The organism is Murdochiella massiliensis (assembly GCF_900059565.1).
GTDB classification, from domain to species: domain Bacteria; phylum Bacillota; class Clostridia; order Tissierellales; family Peptoniphilaceae; genus Murdochiella; species Murdochiella massiliensis.
This window is the reverse complement of record NZ_FIZW01000002.1, coordinates 294440-317237: the sequence shown is the minus strand read 5'-3', so window position 1 is coordinate 317237 and position 22798 is coordinate 294440. Positions and strand designations below refer to the sequence as shown.

Sequence of the window (22798 nt, the reverse complement as noted above, 5' to 3'; positions counted from 1 at the left end):
CATTCTCCCGTCTCGACTCCTTTGCCAACAACAAAAGTGAGAGAAGAATAGGAGCAACATAGAATGGAAAAAAGGAAGAAAGAGCATTTTGTCGTAGAGGGAATGACCTGTGCAGCCTGTCAACATGCGGTGGAACGGGCAGTTTCCGCCATTGATGGCGTAGCGGATGTGCGAGTGAGTCTCATGACCAATGCGATGGAAGTCGAGTTTGACGATGAACCGGTCCGTGCGCAGGCCATCGAAGAGGCAGTAGATAAAGCGGGTTATCATGCCTATCGCAAACAGAGCACATCGGTCAAGCACACCGGATCCGATGATCACAGAGAGAACGATGAAAATCCTTTTGCCCAGCAGGCAAAAGATATGCGCAAGCGATTAAAAATCTCCGTTCCCTTTCTATTGTTGCTGCTTACCATTGCCATGGGGCCGATGTTCGGCTTGCCTCTTCCGGCATTTTTTCTCGGCCTGAACGGAAGCATGAATTTTGCTTTGGCGCAGTTTCTGCTCGTGTTACCCATTGTGTTTGTCAATCGCATCTATTTTATCAGCGGTTTTAAGAGTCTTCGTCGGGGACAGCCGAATATGGATTCGTTAATTGCTGTTGGTGCGGCAGCAGCCGTTTTTTATGGCATATTTGCGCTCTTTCAGATCAGCTACGGGCTGGGATTCGATGATGCCGAACGCGCAATGCACTATCGTCATGACCTCTATTTTGAAGGGGCGGGTACCATTTTGACACTGATTACGCTGGGCAAGTACGGGGAAGTTCGAAGCAAACAAAAAACCACGCATTCGCTTCGCTCGCTGATGGCTTTGCAGCCGAAGACAGCGCGCGTATGGCGTGATGGAGAAGAGGTCATCGTTCCCATAGAAGACGTGGTAAAGGGAGACATTCTTTGTGTACGGCCGGGAGAGCGTATTGCCTTGGATGGCGTAGTGGTTGAAGGGCAAAGCAGCGTCGATGAATCGGCGATTACGGGAGAGAGCATTCCGGTGGAAAAACAGGTGGGGGATCGGGTGACCGGCGCCACCATGAATACCGTCGGTGCTTTTCGCTTTCGTGCGACGGCGGTGGGCGAAGAAACCACACTCGCAAAGATTATCACCCTCGTGGAAGAGGCGCAGGCGACAAAGGCGCCGATGCAGGCGCTGGCAGATAAAATTTCTGCGATTTTTGTTCCGACGGTAATCGGTATTTCGCTTTTGACTTTTTTCGTCTGGCTGGTGGTCGGGCAGCCGTTTACCTTTGCACTACGCCTTGCTATTTCGGTATTGGTTATTTCCTGTCCCTGTGCGCTCGGCCTGGCCACGCCGGTGGTCGTAATGGTCGCCACGGGAAAAGCGGCGGAAAACGGGTTGCTGATCAAATCGGCTGAAGCATTGGAACGTCTACATGAAGTGGAGCTGCTCGCTCTGGACAAGACGGGAACAATCACCGAAGGACGCCCCCGGGTGACAGACCTGTTCCTTCGTGAGGATCTGGACAGCAAGACACTTCTTACGCTTGCGGGTTCGCTTGAGGCGCAATCGGAACAGCCCCTTGCGCTTGCCGTGGTGGAGGCGGCAAAATCGTATTCGGTTTCTTTTCAGCCGGTAGAGGCGTTTTCGGCTTATCCCGGAATGGGAGTTCGTGCCTCGTTAATCCAAGACGGAACGACGCTCTCGCTTGTCGCCGGCAATGCACGTATGATGCAGGAGGTAGGTATTTCGATTGAAGATTTTCTTTCTTTCGCGGAGGCGTTGGCCGAAGAGGGAAAGACGCCCATCTATTTTGCAGTGGACGACAAACTGGCGGCTATTTTCGGTATAGCGGACGTCATCAAACCGACCAGTCGAGTGGCCATACAGGAAATTTCGGCGCGTGGCATCACGCCGATGATGTTGACGGGGGATAATCCGCGCACGGCTGCTGCGATTGCGAAGGATCTCGGCATGGACAACTTTGTTGCCGGCCTTCTGCCACAGGACAAAGAAAAGGTTCTGCGTACCTGGCAGGAAACCCATGACGGCTTTCTGGGCATGGTGGGCGACGGCATCAATGATGCGCCTGCGCTGGTGCGAGCGGATGTCGGCATCGCCATCGGCGCCGGAACGGATGTGGCTGTGGATTCGGCGGATATGGTTCTGATTCGTTCTGATCTGCGCGATGTCGCGACGGCCATTGATCTTTCGGCCCGTACGACAACCAAAATTCGTCAGAATCTGTTCTGGGCGTTTTTCTATAACGTTCTGTGTATACCGCTCGCTGCCGGAGCGCTCTATCCTTCCTTCGGTTTGACGCTTAATCCCATGATTGCAGCCGCGGCGATGAGCCTTTCGTCCGTGTTTGTTATGGCCAACGCTCTTACGCTACAGCGCTTTCGCGTGAAACAGGACGCGGTTGTTTCTTCGTCAAAAAGTGAGGAATCAACCATCAACATTCGTTCCTTCAACAGGACGATTGGGTACAATAAAAACAGTACAGCGCAAACCGTTGATCGAAAGAGGAATGTCGTACGGCCTGAAAAAGAGACGGAAGACATGATGAATGGAAGAAGTGCCGATGCGCGTTTTGTCGGAAAGGAGAAGATCGTGAAAAAACAATTAACCATCAAGGGGATGTCGTGCGCCCATTGTCAAAAGCACGTGCAGGATGCGTTGAACGCATTGGAAGGCGTTCATGCCGAGGTGGATTTAGAAAAGGCGATTGCCGAAGTGACGTTGACAAAAGAAATTCGGGACGAGGAGTTAATTCAGGCCGTCGAGGATGCCGGCTATACGGTAAGTGGCATCGAGGAGCAAGTATGCTGAAGCTCTTCGCGTTTGATCTCGATAATACGCTATTGGTTGACGGAAGTATCAACGGAAGAAATCGGGAGAGCCTGCGCGCTTTGCAAAATGCGGGAAAGACCGTCGCGCTGGTGACGGGACGTGTTTTGCGCTCGCCGCAATTTCTGGCTGCACAGGCAGGCCTTCGCGCGTATTGCATCGGTTCAAACGGTGCGGTAGTCGCGACTCCGGACGGAAAAGTGCTTTACAAAGAGGCGATTGATACTCCGGTCGCTGTTCAGCTCATTCAGATTGGGATTCGACACCGGATTTATTTTCATTTCTATTCGCAGGAGACATTGTTTTCGCCCTATTGTTGGCCGGAACGGTTTGATCATCTGATTGCTTCGAAGACCGATTATGGTATGCGTATGCAATGCAACATCCATATTCAGGAGCGTGCCGATCTGGAAATGGGCTCTCAGGAAATGCTGAAGATACAGTATTTTCCGGGGGAGGATGTGGATCTGCAAAATGCTTTACTTCGCGAATTGCGGGGATTGTCGTCCGTTTCCATCACCATGTCCGGAAAGGGACTTGTGGAGGTGATGTCCGAGGGCGTGGACAAATGGAACGGCATACAGGTGATTGCGCAAGAGCTCGACCTTTCCTCCGAAGAGATTTGTGCCATGGGGGATTATGCTAACGACAGCCGCATGATTGCTGAGGCCGGGATGGGAATTGCCATGGGAAATGCGCTTCCTGAAGTTAAGGAAATTGCGGATCGTGTGACGTCTTCGTATTCCGAATACGGTGTTGCACAGGCATTGGAGCAACTGAAGGAAGAGGGACTCTGGTCATGAGCGAAGGACTGAATAAAGATAGAAAAAGCGTAGATATCCTCGTCATTGGCGGTGGTCCGGCAGGACTTTCTGCTGCACTCTATGCGGCACGAAGCGGAAAAAAAGTCGTCGTGCTGGAAAAGGAGACCATCGGCGGACAAATGATGGTTACGGCGGTCATTGAGAATATGCCCGGCGGGGACAGCGACCCGAGTGTGCTTGCCGATCGCATGAAAGAGCAGGCCGAACATTTCGGTGCGCAGTTTTTGCGCGGTGAGGTGACAAGTGTTGCCTTAGATTCGACACCGAAGCGCGTAGAAACCGAAGAGAACGTCTGGGAGGCGGGAGCAGTCATTCTTGCTACGGGCGCGAATCCGCGTACTCTCGGCTTGCCGGGAGAAGACGCGTATGTCGGGCGGGGTTTGGGCTATTGCGCTACTTGTGACGGCCCGTTTTTTGCCGGCCTTCCCATCTATGTGGTCGGTGGCGGTGATGCCGCATTTGATGAAGGCCTCTATCTTTCCACGCTCAGCGATAACGTGACGATCCTTTATCGCGGGCATATGCCGCGTGCAACCAAATTGCTTCAGGAACGGGCGCAGGCGTCCGGTAAAATTCACGTCGTCTTGAACACGGAAGTGGTTCGACTCGGCGGTGATCCGATGCTGAGCTCGTTTGTCATGCGCAATAATGTCACGGGAAAAGAAGAGACGGTTGAAGGAGATTTTGGCCTGTTTATTTACATCGGTATGATCCCTAACACCTCGCTTTATCAGGGGCAGGTTACCCTGGATGACGCAGGTTACATTGTGGCCGGAGAGGACACAAAAACCAATGTGGAAGGCGTATTTGCCGCGGGGGATGTACGTACAAAAACTGTGCGTCAAATTGTCGGCGCTCTTTCGGACGGTGCGACGGCAGCGATTGAGGCGGGACGTTATTTGGATCAGAAGCAGTAGAAAGAGAACGGAGCAAGCATGGCTTCGACAAGAAAACGAAAAAAGAAAAGGCCGCTGAGTGATTTGATGGGGAAGTGGCATCGTGTGATTGTGCTCGTTCTCGGTGCACTCCTGCTGTTCAGCGTACTTTTCTCCATTTATCGGAGTAATATGACATTCAAAACGACAGAATACACGGTGGAAAGTCCTTTCCTGCCGAATGCATTTAACAATTACCGCATTGCCCAGATATCGGACTTGCACGACAATGTTTTCGGACAAGACGGAAGTAAACTGCTGGAAGCGATTGACGAAGCTGAACCCAATATCGTCGTGCTCACGGGGGATATTGTTTCTCGACGCACGCAAAATACGGATGCGGTAATCGATGAACTTAAACCGATTGCGGAAAAGTATCCGACCTATTATATTCGCGGAAACCACGAACTCTATCGTGATCAAAGTATGGAAAATGCAGAGGCGTTCTATAAAGACCTCGATGCGATTGGCGTCATTCGGCTCGAAAATCGCACAGTTACACTGATGCATCGTGAAGCGACCATTCGCCTTGTCGGGCTGATGGAGCCGCTGGGCTGCTATGAGTACTCTTCACCCCCGAAGATGGACGAATTGTTGGGAGAAAAAGGTGACGGCTACACTGTTCTGTTGGCACATAATCCGTTGCCTTTCCAAACCTATGTGGATTGGGGCGCGGATCTGATCCTGTCCGGCCATGTCCATGGCGGCGTCATTCGTCTGCCGTTCATCGGCGGTCTGCTGTCGCCTGAGCGCAGCTTTTTTCCGGCGTACAGTAAAGGCGTCTATCAAAGCGGCAAACAGAGCATGGTGGTGTCCACCGGTATGGGTGGCCCCCGGTTTCCCTTTCGCCTGTTTAACGACCAGGAACTGGTCGTCGTAACGTTGACATCGCAGTCCATTCACTGATCAAGGAGGAACCATGAATATCGTCGATATCATTCTTAAGAAGCGTGACGGACAGGCTCTCACAGATGAGGAAATTCAGTATTTTGTCGATGGCGTAAAAACGAAGACGATTCCGGATTATCAGATTTCCGCTCTGCTCATGGCCATTTTCTTTTCCGGGATGGATGGGCGAGAGGTGGCCAGCCTGACGCGGGAAATGGCCTGTTCTGGGGATCGTCTTTCTTTCCCGGAGCTTCGTCATCCCATTGTGGATAAACATTCTTCCGGTGGTGTCGGCGATAAAACATCGTTGGTGATTGCACCCGTTGTAGCGGCCTGCGGCTTGCCCATTGCCAAATTGTCCGGACGGGGATTGGGCTTTACCGGCGGAACCATTGATAAATTGGAAAGCATTCCCGGTTTTCGTACAGAAATCAGCGAAGAGGAGTTTACGCAATTTGTTGCTCGCGACGGAATTGCGATTATCGGCCAAAGTGCCGACATTGCGCCGGTGGATAAGGTTCTCTATGCCTTGCGCGATGTGACGGGTACGGTGGATTCTCTTCCACTCATTGCGGCATCCATCATGTCGAAAAAATTAGCCGACGGTTCGGATGCGATTGTTCTGGATGTGAAGTACGGATCCGGAGCTTTTATGAAGACGCCTGAAGAGGCGATCCGCCTGGCAAAAGCCATGGTCGGCATTGGTGAAGATAACGGCAAGAAAACCATTGCTTTAGTTACGGATATGACACAGCCCTTAGGCTGCGCGGTGGGTAATGCCATGGAAGTCAAAGAAGCGCTGGATACGCTTAGAGGAGAAGGACCTGCGGATTTCCGTGCGGAATGCTATGCGCTGGCGGAAGCGATGCTGATTGCCGGAGAATGCGCAAAGAGCCAAGAAGAAGCGGAAAGCCTTGTTCACGAAGCGATCACCTCCGGAAAGGCGCTTTCCAAATTTAAAGCCATGGTTAAGAATCAGGGCGGCGATGTGACCTATATCGATGATCCTTCTCACTTCCCCAAAGCTGAATATTCCCTTGCCGGTCGAGCGGAACAGGACGGGATCGTCTCCGCCATCAATGCGGAAACCATCGGAAAGAGCTCGCTCCTTTTAGGTGCCGGCAGACGGCGCACAGAAGATCGGATTGATCCGGCGGTAGGTCTGTATGTGTACAAAAAAGTGGGTGATCCGGCCAAAAAAGGCGAGGTTCTGTTTACCGTCGAAGCGAATGACGAGACAAAAGGAGCCGAAGCCGTAGCGCTTGCCCAATCGGCCTATACTCTCACAACGGAGCCGGTTGAACGTGCGCATACGCCGGTGTATGCCGTGGTACGCAAAGACGGCGTGACGCTTACCGAGGCGAATGCATAAGGAGAAAACGATGAAGAAATGGACCAGGCAAAATTGTCCCCAAAAAACGCTTGTGGATGCCGCAGAGGAAGCATTGGCTAATGCGTATTCTCCATATTCCCACTTTCAGGTGGGCGCAGCCCTCTTGGATGACCACGGCGTGATTTGGAGCGGCTGCAATATTGAAAACGCCGCGTTCTCTCCGGGAACCTGTGCCGAACGAACGGCTCTTTATAAGGCTGTTTCCGAAGGAGCACGGTCGTTTCAGGCCATCGCCATTGTGGGAAGGCAGGAGGGTGAGAAGATGCTCACCGCGTCGTTTACGACGCCCTGTGGTGTCTGCCGACAGGCATTGAGTGAGTTTTGCACAAAGAAGATGCCGGTCTACTTAGCCAACGCAGAGGATGTCGTCGTGGAATATACGTTGGATGAACTGCTCCCGCATTCCTTTGGACCGGAGGATTTGTTGTAGCGAGTTAAAAAATATAAAAAAAGGACTTCTTCCGTGCGCTGAAAAGCGGGAAGAGGTCCTTTCGTTTGTCAGAGATGTAAAATCGCTAGAGATGTAAAATCGCTTTAGCCAACAGGAAGAAAACAATCAATCCGCTGGCGTCGATAATGGTGGTGATGAGCGGAGCCGCCATTAAGGCCGGATCCACGCCGAGGCGTTCAGCCAAAAGTGGAAGCATGCCGCCGAGCAACTTGGAAAAAAGCACAATCACCATGACGGCTAAGCCGACGACAATGCCGACAATCGGATCGTTCGGCGGGAAGAAGGCCACACGCAGGAAAGAAAGGAAACCCAGTACAAGACCCACACAGAGGGCGACGCAAAATTCTTTCCAGAGAACCTTGGGCGCATCTTTCATATCAATATCGCCGGTGGCCAATCCGCGAATGATGAGGGTGGAACTTTGCGCACCTGTATTACCGCCGGTGTCGGTGAGCATCGGTATAAAGGTGACAAGGATGGGTAGCGCCATAAAGGCATGTTCAAATGACCCTAAAATTAAACCGTTCAGCATTCCCGAAAGCATGAGAAACAGCAGCCAGGGCAGGCGGCTTTTGGCCATATCCAAGACACTGGTGTCAAAATATTCCTTGTCATTGGGGCTGATCGCGGCCATGATCTGAAAGTCTTCACTCGCGGCCTGTTCGGAAATATCCAACGCGTCATCCGCGGTGATAATACCGACAATGCGCGATTCCGAATCCGTCACCGGAAGAGCACTGAAATCGTAGCGGGAAATCACATCCAGCGCATCTTCCTGATCGGTATCCGTGGTAACCGAGATCACATGATCATGCATAACGTCTACAATGTTCTGGTCATCCTCAGCAGACAACAGCTCCCGAACAGATAATACGCCTAAGAGCTTGAGATCTTTGCTGGTAACGTAGACCTCCGAAAAGGAGTCCAAAAGTTGTTTCTCATTGCGAATTTTATCTATGGCTTCACGCACCGTCATGAACGGATAAATCTGAATAAATTCCGCGCTCATGACGCTTCCGGCGGATTGATCGCTGTATTTCAGAAAGCGATTAAGTTGTTCACGCTTTTTCGGCGTTGCGTTTTGCAGAACCGCTCGCACGGCATTCGCCGGCATTTCTTCTAAAAGGTCAACCGCATCGTCGACATATAGGCCTTCAAAAATAGAAGCGGTCTGCTCTGTGGTGAAAAGAGCAACCAGATCCAGCGCGCGCGGTACACTTAAATACGAAAAGACATGCGCCGCTTTATCTTTCGTCATAAAACGAAAGAACATGGCCGCTTCTTCTGCCGGTTCCTCTTCCAGAAGCGTCGCAACATCCGCAGCATGCATATCTTCAATATGCTTGCGGACGCCAACAACATCTTTTTTTTCAATTAGTTCATTGAGTTTCTCAACAAAAGTTTTATTTTCCATTTTGCACCTCCGTCATGGTACGCACGGCAATGCAAACGTCTCCTACTAAACGGAAAAATGAGCGCCTCAGCGCAGAACAACAAAAAGAGAGAACAAGCGGTTCTCAACGAAAAGGCGTTCATTCATCGAACTTCGAGGTTCAGTCGGTGGCGTTTCTGCATTGTCTGAATGGTTCACAGGTCCCATGTTGAACTCCTTTCTCCATGAAAATAGCGGGGTGTGATGCCCCGCCTTTTATTTTAGGTGCTATACGAAAAAATGGCAAGAAAAAAGCGTCTTAATTTTCTTCCTGCGCGGAGAGGGCGAGATCCGCCTGAATGGCAAGCGCGCACTCCATACGCTTACGGAAAAGGGCACAGCTAAACGGGACCGTTCCCGTCAGCGAGCCGGACGCATGAAGGGCATTGGCTGCACAGCCGCCGGAACAGTAAAGTTTTGCCCAACAGTCGGCGCATTCCGGATGCGAATAGCAGTTGCAGGCTTTGAACGGTTCCGTTACCTCCGGCTTCGTGATCCCTTCCCATACATTGCCTACAGCAAAGGCATCTTCGCCGACAAACTGATGACAGGGATAAAGCTCACCCTGTGGGGTTACGGCCAGATATTCCACGCCGCTGCCACAGCCGGCAATGCGTTTATGAATACAGGGACCGCCTTCTAAATTCATCATAAAATGATAAAACACAAAGGGGTGATCGGAAGGAGCCAGATCGTTAATACTGCCGCCTTCTCGGGTCACTTTTCGTGCCAGACGATTTCGGCGAATCATCTCTGCAGCGAGCTTGTCGTACTCGTCAAGAAGCGTCGGCAAATCTTCGGGACCGAGCATATAGGGCTCGTTGGGATCGCCGATGACCGGTTCCATCGATAGGCGATAGAAGCCGAGATTGGCCATATGCAGCACATCCTGGAAAAAGTCGACATTATTTTTTGTGAAGGTGCCGCGCATATAATATTCTTTGTCGCCGCGATCTTTTACAAAGGCGCGAAAACGGGGAACGATGCGATCGTAGCTTCCGCGCCCGTCGATGGTGTGGCGAAGGCGGTCATGCACTTCCTTTCGGCCGTCCAACGAAAGCACCACATTGTGCATTTCCCGGTTCAGAAAGGCCGTTACCTCCTCATCCAACAGCATCCCGTTTGTCGTGAAGGTAAAACGAAACTGCTTTCCTGGTTCGGCCTCTTTTTCCCGTGCATAGGCGACCGTGTCTTTTACGAGTGACCAGTTGAGCATGGGCTCGCCGCCGAAGAAATCGATATCGATCTGCCGGTGAGGACCGGAAGCGTTCAGTACAAAATCAATGGCGCGCTCGGCGACCTCTTTGGTCATCAGCACACGTTCTCCATGGTATTTGCCCTGGCTGGCAAAGCAATAGTCGCAATCCAGGTTACAGGTATGAGCGACATTTAGACACAGCGCCTTGACATAGGTTTTTCGCTCACGCAGATTAAGCACCAAATCCGCGTACGGATCTTCCGTAAACAGACGCTTTTGTGCGATGAGTGTCGCCAAATCCGCCAACGCTTCCTCCGCTTCTTCAGCGCAAAATGCAGGAGAGGACGATAGCACACGTGCTTTGGCTTCTTCTCGTGTCGCATCGTCAATGCCGTTTTGGGGAACGAACAGGCCTTCGTTCTGCAGTGTCGCCAATTGGTCCAAGAGCGCATAAGAAAGGTCGTCTAAAAGATGAACCGCGCCGGAATAAACATCCAGCGCGATTTTCTGTCCTTGCGATTGAAAATAATGAATCATCCGTATGTCGTTTCTTACTTCGACGCGTGTTCGCAGTCCTGGTTCGCAATACCGCAGGATGTTTTGCATGCCGATTGGCAGGACGTCTGGCACTCACCGCATCCGCCATCTTGCGCGCTTTTCTGGAGATCACGGGTTTGTAAACTGATAATATGTTTCATCTTGTCCTCCTCAGGATCATGACCATCGGTCATTTGGTTTTCCCCTATGGGTTTCTTTCATTTTACGTGCGAGGGGACGAAGCGTCAACCTCTTCCTGAGGAATGGATTCCGCAAGTTCCGCACCGACAACAAAAAGAGACAGGGCATCAAAAGGAACGCCTTCCGGGCGACGGTCGGTACGAAGGCGAACACCGCGCGAGGCCATTCCTTGCAAAGCGTCAAGCGTATTTTGTCGTATCTGCTCTCCGGGCATCAATAGAGGGATGCCGGGCGGATAGGTCCAAAGCGCTTCTGCAGCAACGTAACCGGCTGTATCCGACAGCAGCACATCGGACTTGGGAGCACGCCTTGCCTGTGCAATCGAAAGCACCTGTACCGGCAAGGAGGGAAGTGTGGAGACCGGACGCTTTTTCGGCGTTTTGTTCAGCTGCGCATCAATCGCGAGGATCGCCTCGACGAGCGAGGGAAAAACGGATGGATCATCGCCAATGGACAGCAACAAAAGCACGTGTTCGGCTTGTGCCATTTCCGGTTCAAAGCCTTTTTCGCGCAGGCGATTGGCCAGCTCCGGTCCGGAAATTGAGGCTTGTGCGGTTGAAAGAACGACGCGAAACGGATCGCTCGGAAGGGAAGAGGGCGCATCAAAATCCATCCATTCCAGAACGTTCAGCGCGTCAAGACCCTTTGCCGCAGAACGCCAAGCTTCCAGTACTTCTTGATGTCGACTTGCGCCTTCCTTTTCCAATACGCGAAGGCAATGATCAATGGATGCCAAAAGAAGGTGTGAAGGGGAACTGGTCTCAAAAATTGAAATGGCACGCGCAAGCTCCGTACAATCCACGGTGTCCGCTGCATGGACCAGCGCCGCCGGGGTTAGCGCCGGCAGGGTTTTGTGCAGGCTTTCCACGACAAGATCCGCGCCCTCCGCTACCGCATCCGAAAAATGCGGCAAAAAGTCGGCAAGATAGCGCAGGTGGGCGCCGTGCGCCTGATCGACCATCAGTTTCGCTCCATACGAATGGCAAAGATCGGCAATCGAACGAATATCGCAGCGCCGTCCTTCAAAGGTGGGCGAAGTCAACAATACCGTCTTTATGCCGGGAAATGCCTCCAGCGCCGCCTGCACCTGTTCCGGCCGAATCGGACCGGGTATGCCCGGCGGAACAAGATCCGGCATCAGATACACCGGCTTCAAGCGGAGCAATTCCACCGCATGATATAGGCTTTGATGGCTGGCGCGCGATAACAGGATCGTTGAACCCGGAGGACAGAGCGTATAGACGCCGGCCAGGTTTCCGCCTGTGGAGCCTTGCACGGTATAAAATGAAGCGGCCGCTCCAACCATTTTTGCTTCTTCTCGCAAACGAGCACGTAGAGCCGCATCGGGGTGATGCAGATCCCAAGTGCCTTCAATTTCCGTTACATCCAATCCATAAGGCAGTTCATTGCCGTATCGAGGATTGCGCTTGTGGCCGGGCATGTGCAGGGGATAAAGACCGTTCTCACGAACGTTCTTTAAGGTCTCCAGATAATCGTTTCCTTTCGGAAGCGAGGCATTTTGTTTCATGTGCCCTCCTGTTTGTGTCGTTCTTCTCGTTGTTTCTCGTCTCTTTAAGGATTTTTCGGTCCGTTTCCTTTATAATGAGAAAAACGTATAATGAAAAGACGGCAACCATATCCGCCGTCCGCAATATATGAAGAATTATACCGTTAATTCTCTTGATGCAGGACTTTTTTACCGAAAGGAAGCGATATGCGGGAATTCAAAACCATCCTTCCCTTTTTTAAAGAAAATCGCCGCCATTATTTTTTCGGCATTCTTATGCTTATTTTGGTGGATGCCGCCAGTTTATACACTCCACAGGTGGTTCGTCGCTTTGCCGATTTGGCACAGGCCGGTCAATTGAATGAACGGCTCATTTTTGAGTTATTGGCCTGGATTTCCGGCTTGGGTCTTTTTATGGCGGTTGGGCGATATTTCTGGCGTAATGCCATTTTTGGCGCCGCAAGACGTCTCGAATACTGGCTGCGTGATAAATTATTTCGTCATTATCTTCGGCTGGATCAGCGCTTTTTCAATATGCATTCTACAGGGGATTTGATGGCACACGCCACGAATGATGTGGTGATGGTGGGACAGTCCATGGGCTTCGGTGTCATGATGTTGGTCGACAGCTTATTCATGACTATTTTTACCGTTATTATGCTCATTTCCACCATTGGTGTAGTGAACGCTTTGGTGGCGTTGGTTTCTTTACCGCTTCTTGCGTATGTGATTGCCAAACTGATGGGGCCCATTCAAACCAGAAGCCGTGCGCTGCAGAATGCTTTCTCGGATCTGACCAGCGAAACGCAGGAAAATTTATCCGGCATGCGCGTCATAAAAGCGTGCGCTATTGAGGATAATCGCAGCGACTCGTTTCGTGCGGTCAATACCGATTATGCAAAAAAGTTCATTCGCTGGAGTCTGATGGATATGCTTTTTGATCCTACAGTCACACTCATTTCAGGGTTGAGCTTTGTCGTGTTTATTCTTTACGGAGCCTTACAGATCCGCAGCGGAGCGCTCACCATCGGCGCCTTCGTGGCGACGATGGAATATCTCAACATGATTGTCTGGCCGCTCATCGCGATGGGACTCATTGTTTCGCAATTTCAGCGCGGCGTATCGTCCATGGCGCGTTTGAATGAAATATTCCGTATGCAATCCGCTGTACAGGAAGTGGAGAATCCGGTAGATGACGGCGATCGGCAAGGTGAGGTGGAGTTCCGGCATGTTTCCTTCCGCTACGGCCCGGATCTTCCATGGGTTCTGCAGGATATCAGTTTTACCTTTCACCCGGGAAATTCCCTGGCTATCTTGGGCAAAACCGGCGTCGGTAAATCGACCATCATTCAACTTCTTCTTCGTCGTTATGACGTGACGGAAGGACAAATTCTCGTGGACGGTGTGGACATTCGCCAGTGCTCTTTTGCACGTCTCTATGACAGCTTCGGGATCGTTGCCCAGGAGAGCTTCCTGTTTTCGCGTACAATTGCCGGAAACATCGCCTTCAGCGGGGAAGAGGAAGATCGTGAGGCGGTAATCGAAGCGGCGCGCTTTGCACAGGTGGATAAGGACATTGAAGCGATGAAAGAAGGGTATGACACGGTCGTGGGAGAGCGTGGCGTAACGCTTTCCGGCGGACAGAAACAGCGCATTTCGATAGCACGTGCATATTATCGCAAGGCACCGGTGTTGTTGTTGGACGATTCGCTTTCGGCTGTGGACACGGAGACGGAGAGCCGTATCTTATCCGGCCTGAAGAAACACAAGAAGGGTCTCATCATGATCAGTCAACGCGTATCGACCGTGCAACATGCCGATGAGATTCTGGTTTTGGAAGAAGGAAGGATTACCCAGCGCGGCAATCATGAACAGCTGGTGAATGAAGAGGGCTTTTATTGCGACCTCTATCATCGTCAGTTACTGGAAAGTCAGGTCAACGCTTCCGACGATGACGTCTATAATTCGGAGGAAGTCGTTTCTTCCGCACAACCGATAGAAGGGAGGGCGTGATGCCGAAAAAACAACGTCCCCTCCGTCGTTTGGCCGCCTATGCCATGCCGTATTGGCGCTGGTATGCTTTGATTTTTTTCACGATGCTGCTGAGTACTGCGGTGGTGCTGCTTCGACCGAAAATTATTCAGGTATTGATCGACGGCCCGCTTTCGATTTTACAGAGACGGGATCTGGCTCCGGACGTGGCGAATGCACAGATGGCTTCCGCGATGCGACTGGGCTTACTCTATCTGGCAACAATCGTATTTCACTTCTTTGTGATGTATGCGGCTGGCATGTTGACGCAACGTACCGGCGTGTATATTGTGACGGATATGCGCCAACAGATTTATGATCATGTCTTACGTTTACCGATGACCTATTTTGATCATCATGCCATCGGCAGTATCGTGACGCGCGTGACCAATGATACCGAATCTGTACTGGAACTTTATACCTATGTTCTGACCAATTTATTCCGCAACTTGGTGCTGTTTTTCGGCATTTTAGCCATGATGTTTGCGCTGGATGTACGCTTGGCGGTTCTGGTAACGTTGTTGACACCCTTTGTCATGTTGATCTCCATCATCTTTCAGAAACAAATCCGTGTGGTGTACGATAAACAGCGGGCGATTCGCTCGGTAATCAATACGAAATTAGCGGAAAACATCAGCGGTATGAGCGTGATTCAGACGTTTTTCCGGGAGAAAAAGATCTACGACGAATTTGATGAAACCAATCGATCTTACTACCGCGCTTCGCGTCGTGAAGTGAAGTATTACAGCGTCTATCGTCCGGCGATTGAAATTGTGCGCACGGTCGGGCTTGCGCTTCTCTTTTGGTTTGGAGGCGGGGCGCAGATTCGGGGAGCGGTTACGTTCGGTGTGCTTTATGCCTTTATCAATTATCTGCAGCGGCTGTTCATGCCTATTCAGGAAATGGCAGAAATATTCAATGTGATGCAGTCTGCATTTTCTTCTTCCGATCGCTTGTTCAAACTTCTGGATGCGCCGGAAGAACCCTATCAAGAGGGAAAACTGGTGGACGAAAAAGGATTCATCGGCAAAATTGAGTTTCGCCATGTCTGGTTCCGTTATCCCAAACCGGAACCCAAGTCGAAAGAAGATGACGAGGACGATGTTTTGCCGGTAGTGCTTTCGGAGAACGAAGAAATGCCCTGGGTATTGAAAGACGTCTCTTTCACTATCGAGCCGGGACAGTTTGTGGCCTTTGTCGGTGCAACGGGTGCCGGAAAGAGCACGATCCTCAGTCTTCTCGCCCGTTTTTATATGGTGGAGCGTGGAGAAATCTTAATCGACGACGTGAACGTGCAGGAATATGATCTGGTTTCTCTTCGTCGGGCATTGGGTACGGTGCAGCAGGATGTCTTCCTCTTTAAAGGCGATATTCTCAGTAACATCGCTGTTGGTCGTCCCAACGTGACTCGCCGACAGGCGATGTGGGCGGCAAAACTGGTTAATGCCACCAGCTTCATCGACCGACTGCCGAAGACATTCGATGAACCGGTCGTCGAACGCGGAGCAACTCTCTCCGCAGGACAGCGCCAATTGCTTTCCTTTGCGCGTACCATCGCGGGAGATCCGTCCATTTTGATTTTGGATGAGGCCACCGCAAATATTGATACGGAAACCGAACAGCTGATTCAGGAGGCCATTCAAAACATGGCCAAGAACCGCACGATGCTGGCTGTCGCGCATCGCATTTCGACCATTGCCGGTGCCGATCACATCATCGTCATGCATCACGGACGAGTGGCGGAGCAGGGCACGAAGGACGAACTGATTGCCCAAAATGGCCTTTTCCGCGTGCTTTACGAGTTGCAATACGGACAGGAGGAATAAATGCCGATGGAAAACGAAACGGCTTCTCAGGCGGGCTTGAAATTTTTTCAGCAACATAAAAACCTGGCCTATCACATCGCCTATTCCTTTACGCAGGAGGAAGGCCGTGCAGAGGAAGTGGTGCGCCAGGTGATGAACATCCTTCACGAATGCGGCGTCCTTGATGGCGACTGGAGCAGGGAAGAGAAGAAAGCACTTCTCGTGTTGGTGACACGCCATCGCGCTTTGGTCGCCGCCAGAGCCAACCGTACACAGGCACCGATAGAAAGAAATATGGAAGTGCCCATTCCTTCGTTGATGGGCGATGCGGAGGTGAGTGTCTTCGGTGAACAGATCGCCCGCATCCCGGAACGGGATCGCATCGTGTTGCAATTGAGCGTCCTGTTCTCTCTGCCGGATGAACGCATTTCGGCTCTTTTACGCATGAAACGAAGTTCCGTCATCTCGCGTCGCACACGCGCCATGGCATTCATCGGGGAGCAAAATAATCTGTCCCCTCAGCAAATAAAGGAACTTCCGCAGTATCCTTCCTTTGTTACGGCGCTTCATCTTTGGCTTAAGAGCCACATCAATTCCGTTGAGGCCGTGTCGAACTTGGACGTACATATTTTCGCGCCGGAAATGGAAGAACAGATTCTTAACGACTTGCAGGGCAATATCCTCTATCACCGAGCCGTCAGCAAAATTTCGCACTTAAGCGAGTCACAAAATCGCATTCTTCTCCTTGTCGGCGCGCTTATGATCGGCGTAATCATCATTTTTGTTCTTCTGCAACTGCTCGGTCATCCGAATAGAGACCGCCGATTTGAAATCGAAGAATCGATACTTTCCTCGGAGGAGACGTCTTCTGCGACGTCGGAAGAAGTGACGGAAATTCGTCAAGTGAAACGTGTCCATGCGGCATATTACAAAGACCGTATCCTTTTTCTGGATGAGAAAAGCGGTATCCTCTATGAGGCTAAACTCGGCTCGCCCGTTCGCGCACTGCTTAATCTGAGCGAGGCGATTACCGAAACCTATGGCATTGAACACATCGGCTATCGTGACGACCGTATCTATCTTGCCTTTGTGGATGGACAAGGCGGCCATGTCGCCGGGAATCCCCCTCAACTGACCATGGAGGAATATTGGGTCGAAGCCTGGTTCGCCGGACAGGATAAAAATCCGGCGACGGCAAGCATTGTCGTGGATGGGATTGAGTATCAATTGCAGAGCGGTGATGCATAACTTACTCGTTTTAATCAAAAAAGGCCATCGGATCGTATTCCGGTGGCCTTTTTGGTATTCCTTTGTTCTTAATTCTCTTTGGATCCTCTTTCCGTTATTCCGGAGAAGTTTACGCCGGTATCCTGTGGCTCTTCGACCTTAAAGTCATAATCTTTGCCGGGAAGCAGCGCATTGAGAAGGATACCGAGAAGTGCAGCGATGGCAAGACCGGAAAGCGAAACGGTTAATTCGCCGATCATAAAGCTTATCCCCGGATGCTCTCCGGTAAAGCCCAGAGCCGAGACGAATATGGCCGCCGCAACAATCAGATTGCGACTGTTGGTGAAATCGACATGATTTTCCACCAGGTTTCGGACGCCGATGGCCGAAATCATGCCGTACAGAATGAGAGAGACACCGCCAATAATTGCCGTCGGAATGGAGCGGATAAAGCCGCTGACTACCGGGAAAAAGGAGAGAAGAATAGCGAAGACTGCGGTGATCTGCATCACTTTGGGATCATAGACGCGCGTTAACGCCAGCACGCCCGTATTTTCTCCATAGGTTGTGTTGGCCGGGCCGCCGAAAGCTGCTGCAAGCGAGGTGGCGAGTCCGTCGCCAAGAAGGGTGCGGTGAAGCCCTGGATCACGAATGTAGTTGTTTCCGACCGTAGCGCCGATTGCAGTGATATCACCGATGTGCTCCATCATGGTCGCAAGAGAGATCGGCATAATGGTAATAATCGCGGAGAGATCGAACTTCATAAACGCTTCAGGATGCAACGGCAGGGCAATGGGGGCGGCTTGTGTGATGGTGGAGAAATCCACACGATTTAGAATAAGAGCAAAGACATAGGAAATCAGAACGGCAAGGATTAACGGAATGATGCGCAGCATGCCTTTTCCCCAGATATTGAAAAAGATAATGACCGCGATGGCGACAATGGCTAACGTCCAGTCAGTGGATGCATTGCCGATGGCGGAAGGCGCCAACGTCAGACCGATGGAGATGATAATGGGCCCGGTGACGACGGGAGGGAAAAAGCGCATGACGCGTTCAACGCCGAAACGATAGATGAAGAAAGCTAATACAACGTAGACGAGTCCCGCGGCAAATACACCGCCTCCGGCATAGGGAAGCATTTCCGTATTCGGCTGTCCGTTAATGAGCGGAGCCACGGCCGCATATCCGCCCAAAAAGGCGAATGAAGAGCCAAGAAAAGCCGGTACGCGTCCCTTTGTGACGAAATGAAATAAAAGGGTTCCGAGTCCGGCCATAAGTAGGGTTGTTGAGATATCCAGTCCGGTGAGCAGCGGCACAAGGATGGTTGCGCCGAACATCGCGAACAGATGTTGCAAACCGAGAAGAAGTCTTGTGGGCACCGCCATGGTGCGAATGTCCCAAATCGCGTTTTCTCCCGGCGTGACGTTTTTTACGTCCGTCTTTTCCGAAGGGATCTTGCGTTCCATATTCTCTCCATTCTGTACGAACGCCCGGGTTTCCCCGAGCGCTCCTTAGCCCAAAATTGTAAGCATTATAGCAGACCTTTTTGTCCCCTGCAAGGATATTTCCGCATATAAAAAAGATCGCCTCCTCATAGAAGCGATCTTAGTGCGTATGGGAACGGCATGCATCATTTTCGTCCCGGATACGCTTGTAAGCCCTTTCTGATGATGCGCAACGCGCGAACCAACTCTTCCTCGTCCACGCAGTAGGAGATACGAATCTCATCTTCACCCAACCCAGGTGTGTAGTAAAAGTCGGCGGCCGGTGTAACCAAAACGGTTTCGCCGTCCACAGAAAAATCATTAAGCAGCCATTGGATGAATTTTTCTGCATTATCGACAGGCAATTTAACCAGCGAATAGAAGGCGCCTTCTGGCTCGGAATAGCGAATATCTTTCATTTCGGCAAAAGCATTGAGCATTGCTTCGCGGCGCGAGCGATAGATTTCGCGCACGCCTTCGTGGTAGCGTTCATCGACGCGGCTAAGAGCGGCAACTGCGCACTGTTCGGTGGATGAGACGCCAAGGTTCATCTGGCAAAGTTTCGCAAGAGCCTGTTTGAGCTCGGCATTGCTTGTGGCAGCCGTACCGATACGCGTTCCGCAGGCGGCGTATTTTTTTGAGGCGCTGTCCAACAGAATAAGCTGGTCGCGAATCTCCTCAAATTCATAAAGGGAGATGAATGGGTGAGGGGTAAAATTAAATTCACGATAGACTTCATCCGAAATGACAACCAGGTCGTGTTTCTTGGCAAAGCACACGATGGTTTCCAGCTCTTTACGACGATAGACACGTCCGTTCGGATTGCAGGGGTTGGAAAGGAGAATTGCCTTCATCTTTTCATCATATTGCGCTTCAAAAGCGGATTCATCGGGGATCGCATAATTATCCTCAGCTTGCGTCGTAACTGCGCGCACTTCGGCGCCGAAAAGATGCGTAATCATATTGTAATTGGTGTAAAACGGCTCGATCAGTAACATGATGTCGCCGGGATTGCAGGTGGCTGTTATGGCAAAACGAATGCCTTCCATTGCACCGCCGGTGACAAAAATATCGTCTGCGGCGTATTGAATCCCATATCGGGCATAGTACGCCTGCTGCGCCTTACGCATGTCATCAATCCCCGTTGCGTTTGGATAGCGTACGGTTCCCTCCGGGATTTGTTTCAGCGCTTCAAAGTATTCTCGAGGGGTGGGCAAATCCGGTTGGCCAATGCTCAGCCGAATGACGTTTATCCCCCGTTCTTCTGCCGCTTTCGCCATGCCAAGATATCGCCGAGTCGGGGATACCGGTAATTCCTTTACGCGCTTTGCTACGTTCATGGCCACCTCCTGTTTTTTTTCGTTCCTTGTAAAACAATTCATCTCTCTGTAATGATATACGAATTTATTTGATGATGCATCCTTTCTTTTCAACGGAAAACGTTTATTGTATACTCAATTTTGAAGTGGAATTGAAATGTGCTCCGCTTCACCAATCTACAGAAAGGAGGAAGGATAATGGACATTCAAAGCGCACTGCAGGAAGCCTATCATTACGGGCTGGAATATACCGATCAGGGAAAGGTGGCAGACTATATTCCGGAGCTTGCTAAGCAGAATCCGGAGTTAGTGGGAGCAACCCTTATCAGTCCCGACAATGCTGTTTATTCCGTCGGTGACGATCGTTACAAGTTCTCGGCACAGAGTATTGCGAAAATAATTATTTATCTTTGCGTGTTAGAGACGTATGATCCGGATTACGTTCGCCAGTTCATAGGCGTAACGCCTTCGTCAAAGCCGTTCAACAGCATTTTGGAGCTGGAATTAAGCCATCACAATATTCCCGTCAATCCGTTTATCAATGCCGGTGCTATTGTTGCCACTTCTCTTTTGATGCAAAAGTATCATGAGAACACGTTTGAAAAGATACGGGAACGTACCCGCGAAGTGGTTGGACGAACAGATCTCGATTATTGTCATGCTATTTATCTTTCTGAGAGCAATTCCGCGTATGCTAACCGCGCGTTGACCTACATGCTACTCAATGACGGCATTATTTCTACTACGCAGAACGTGGAAGATCTGTTAAACGCATATTTTCGCGCCTGTTCTCTCCTGGTCAATACGCTGGATCTTGCGGCGATCGGTGCTGTATTAGCGCATGACGGGAAAAATGCGAAGGGAGAACAGGTGTTATCTGCAGAAAATGCGACCATCCTGCGAACGGTGATGGCGACCTGCGGTACGTACGATTATGCCGGTGAATTTGCTCTATTGGTGGGCATGCCGGCAAAGAGCGGTGTAGGCGGGGGAATTGTAGCGACTAATCGCTCCGGTTACGGCATCGGCGTGTTCAGCCCGAAACTGGATAAACACGGAAACTCTTACGTCGGTGTTCGTATGCTGGAGAGACTCTCCACGTTGCTCAATCTGCACATTTACTAACCTTAAGGAGAAAACTATGCTTAACACTATGCTGAAAAGCGTATTTGGCGTTATCGACAAAATAAACGGCGTCATCTACTATCCGGTGCTGATTATCTTGTTGCTCGGCATCGGCCTTTATTTTACGATTCGTACGGGCTTTTTGCAGGGAAGATTATTCAAGGAATCCATTAATGTCGTTATGGAAAAACCGGCAAACAAAGAATCCGTATCCTCCTTTCAGGCATTGATGGTTTCGACAGCGTCCCGTGTCGGAACGGGTAACATCGTCGGCGTGTCCAGTGCCCTCTGTTTGGGTGGCTACGGTGCTATCTTCTGGATGTGGATTGTCGCTATTATCGGTGGCGCTTCAGCTTTCATCGAATCCACCCTGGCACAGATCTATAAGCGCAAAGATCCGGAAGGGGGAAGCTATGGTGGCCCGGCATACTACATTGAATCCGCACTCCATAGTCGTACACTCGGTGTTATTTTTGCCATTTCTCTGATTGCCACCTATGCGGTCGGCTTCAATATGCTTGCGGCGTTTAACTTGCAGACGAGCTTTTCTGCGTACAGTTTTTACAATAAAGAGGTTACTCCCTGGATTATCGGCGGTGTATTGGCACTTATCACAGCTTACTGCGTATTTGGTGGTGGCAAGCGCATCATTCAGTTTACCTCCACCTTGGTTCCGGTGATGGGCATCATCTTTGTCGTCGTTTCGCTTATCATGATCATTAAAAACATCGGCTACATGCCCACCGTTTTTGGCCGTATCTTCTCGGATGCCTTCAATTTCAAGGCCATTTTCGGCGGCATTGCCGGTTCCAGTCTTATGTACGGCGTGAAGCGCGGATTGTATTCCAATGAAGCCGGTATCGGTTCCGCGCCGAATGCTGCTGCTGCTGCCAGTGTCAGCCATCCGGTTAAGCAGGGCTTGGTTCAGATGCTTTCTGTATTTATTGATACGCTGTTAATCTGCTCGGCTACGGCATTCATGTGCTTAAGCTCCGGCGTTGAGCCCGCAGAGGCTCTTGATGGCGCTCCGTATGTACAGGAAGCCGTTGCTACTTTTCTCGGAAAATTCGGTGCTCCTTTCATTACTTTCTCGCTGGCGCTGTTTGCGTTTACGACGCTCATCGGAAACCTGTTCTATGTGGACAACAACCTGGCTTACGTCCGGGGGAAGAAACCGAGCAAAGGTTTTATGATCGTCTATCGCCTTATTGCGGTAGCAGTCATCTTCCTCGGTGCGGCGCAAAAGTCGACTTATGCCTGGAATCTTGGCGATTTGCTCATGGGGGTTATGGCGCTGATCAACTTGCCGGCTATTTTTATTCTCAGCAAAACGGCCATCGCCGCCCTGCGTGATTATGAACAACAGAAAAAAGAGGGGAAGAACCCGGTCTTCCTGGCGAAAAACATCGGCCTGGACGACAGCAAACTGGATTTTTGGAAATAAAAAATGCCTCCCCTCGTCCGCATTCTGTGGACGAGGGGAATCTTTTCTTGCAGGATACGTCCGGGCATGATACAATCTTTTCCACGTGATTCGTTAGTGGCGACATAGCCAAGTGGTAAGGCAGAGGTCTGCAACACCTTCACCCCCAGTTCAAATCTGGGTGTCGCCTTTAAACGCCGGAAGAAT

Annotated in this window: 17 protein-coding genes and 1 tRNA gene; 12 read left to right on the top strand and 6 right to left on the bottom strand. The window is 51.0% G+C overall.

Annotation, left to right across the window (positions count from 1 at the left end):
• Window positions 1–63: 63 nt before the first annotated feature.
• Genes BN3910_RS03070 through cdd form a run of 6 tightly spaced genes read left to right on the top strand, consistent with a single transcriptional unit; the run spans window position 64 to window position 7278 of the window.
• Window positions 64–2790 carry a heavy metal translocating P-type ATPase gene (locus BN3910_RS03070; protein WP_066924205.1) on the top strand — a complete coding sequence of 909 codons (2727 nt, stop codon included), beginning with the start codon at window positions 64–66 and terminating at the stop codon, window positions 2788–2790.
• A complete protein-coding gene (locus BN3910_RS03065) occupies window positions 2784–3611 on the top strand; it encodes a Cof-type HAD-IIB family hydrolase (RefSeq protein ID WP_066924204.1) in 828 nt (275 codons plus the stop codon). The genes BN3910_RS03070 and BN3910_RS03065 overlap by 7 nt, the downstream gene beginning before the upstream one ends.
• Entirely contained in the window at window positions 3608–4549 is a 942-nt protein-coding gene (locus BN3910_RS03060; RefSeq protein ID WP_066924202.1) for an NAD(P)/FAD-dependent oxidoreductase, read from the top strand. The genes BN3910_RS03065 and BN3910_RS03060 overlap by 4 nt, the downstream gene beginning before the upstream one ends.
• Window positions 4550–4567: 18 nt before the next feature.
• Window positions 4568–5473 carry a metallophosphoesterase gene (locus BN3910_RS03055; RefSeq protein ID WP_066924200.1) on the top strand — a complete coding sequence of 302 codons (906 nt, stop codon included), beginning with the start codon at window positions 4568–4570 and terminating at the stop codon, window positions 5471–5473.
• Between the two features lie 13 nt (window positions 5474–5486).
• Window positions 5487–6827: a thymidine phosphorylase gene (locus BN3910_RS03050; protein WP_066924198.1), complete on the top strand. Its 1341-nt coding sequence runs from the start codon at window positions 5487–5489 to the stop codon at window positions 6825–6827.
• 10 nt (window positions 6828–6837) lie between these two features.
• The gene (cdd, locus tag BN3910_RS03045) at window positions 6838–7278 is read left to right on the top strand and encodes a cytidine deaminase (RefSeq protein WP_066924196.1); all 441 of its coding nucleotides are present in this window, start codon (window positions 6838–6840) and stop codon (window positions 7276–7278) included.
• An 85-nt stretch (window positions 7279–7363) separates the two neighbouring features.
• Here cdd and mgtE read toward each other — a convergent pair whose 3' ends face one another.
• The 4 genes from mgtE to BN3910_RS03030 form a co-directional block, all read right to left on the bottom strand.
• Window positions 7364–8713, bottom strand: coding sequence for a magnesium transporter (gene mgtE, locus BN3910_RS03040; protein WP_066924194.1), 1350 nt, complete (start codon window positions 8711–8713; stop codon window positions 7364–7366).
• Between the two features lie 277 nt (window positions 8714–8990).
• Window positions 8991–10466, bottom strand: coding sequence for a thioether cross-link-forming SCIFF peptide maturase (scfB, locus tag BN3910_RS03035; RefSeq protein ID WP_066924192.1), 1476 nt, complete (start codon window positions 10464–10466; stop codon window positions 8991–8993).
• A gap of 14 nt (window positions 10467–10480) precedes the next feature.
• Entirely contained in the window at window positions 10481–10627 is a 147-nt protein-coding gene (gene scfA / locus BN3910_RS07495) for a six-cysteine ranthipeptide SCIFF (protein ID WP_075967980.1), read from the bottom strand.
• Between the two features lie 62 nt (window positions 10628–10689).
• Window positions 10690–12195: an aminotransferase class I/II-fold pyridoxal phosphate-dependent enzyme gene (locus BN3910_RS03030; protein WP_066924190.1), complete on the bottom strand. Its 1506-nt coding sequence runs from the start codon at window positions 12193–12195 to the stop codon at window positions 10690–10692.
• Window positions 12196–12381: 186 nt separating this feature from the next.
• Here BN3910_RS03030 and BN3910_RS03025 point away from each other — a divergent pair, with 186 nt between their 5' ends.
• From BN3910_RS03025 to BN3910_RS03015, 3 genes are read left to right on the top strand one after another with little or no spacing between them, the layout of a single operon-like run.
• Window positions 12382–14187, top strand: a complete 1806-nt coding sequence (locus tag BN3910_RS03025) for an ABC transporter ATP-binding protein (RefSeq protein ID WP_066924188.1) — start codon at window positions 12382–12384, stop codon at window positions 14185–14187.
• Window positions 14187–16031, top strand: coding sequence for an ABC transporter ATP-binding protein (locus BN3910_RS03020; protein ID WP_066924186.1), 1845 nt, complete (start codon window positions 14187–14189; stop codon window positions 16029–16031). The genes BN3910_RS03025 and BN3910_RS03020 overlap by 1 nt, the downstream gene beginning before the upstream one ends.
• On the top strand, window positions 16032–17258 hold the full coding sequence (locus BN3910_RS03015) for an RNA polymerase sigma factor (protein ID WP_066924184.1): 1227 nt from the start codon (window positions 16032–16034) through the stop codon (window positions 17256–17258). It begins immediately after the preceding gene.
• A gap of 68 nt (window positions 17259–17326) precedes the next feature.
• Here the strand turns inward: BN3910_RS03015 and BN3910_RS03010 are convergent, their stop codons facing one another.
• Both BN3910_RS03010 and BN3910_RS03005 read right to left on the bottom strand, forming a co-directional pair.
• Window positions 17327–18706, bottom strand: a complete 1380-nt coding sequence (locus BN3910_RS03010) for a uracil-xanthine permease family protein (protein WP_066924182.1) — start codon at window positions 18704–18706, stop codon at window positions 17327–17329.
• Between the two features lie 164 nt (window positions 18707–18870).
• Window positions 18871–20064, bottom strand: a complete 1194-nt coding sequence (locus BN3910_RS03005; protein WP_066924180.1) for a pyridoxal phosphate-dependent aminotransferase — start codon at window positions 20062–20064, stop codon at window positions 18871–18873.
• Between the two features lie 177 nt (window positions 20065–20241).
• On the opposite strand from BN3910_RS03005, the gene glsA reads away from it, so the two are divergent.
• The 3 genes from glsA to BN3910_RS02990 all read left to right on the top strand — a co-directional run bounded on the left by glsA (window position 20242) and on the right by BN3910_RS02990 (window position 22781).
• Entirely contained in the window at window positions 20242–21168 is a 927-nt protein-coding gene (glsA, locus tag BN3910_RS03000; RefSeq protein ID WP_066924178.1) for a glutaminase A, read from the top strand.
• A gap of 28 nt (window positions 21169–21196) precedes the next feature.
• Complete coding sequence (locus BN3910_RS02995) at window positions 21197–22612, top strand: alanine/glycine:cation symporter family protein (RefSeq protein ID WP_066926151.1); 1416 nt, start codon at window positions 21197–21199, stop codon at window positions 22610–22612.
• Window positions 22613–22710: 98 nt separating this feature from the next.
• Window positions 22711–22781: transfer RNA gene (locus BN3910_RS02990), tRNA-Cys, on the top strand.
• Window positions 22782–22798 lie beyond the last annotated feature (17 nt).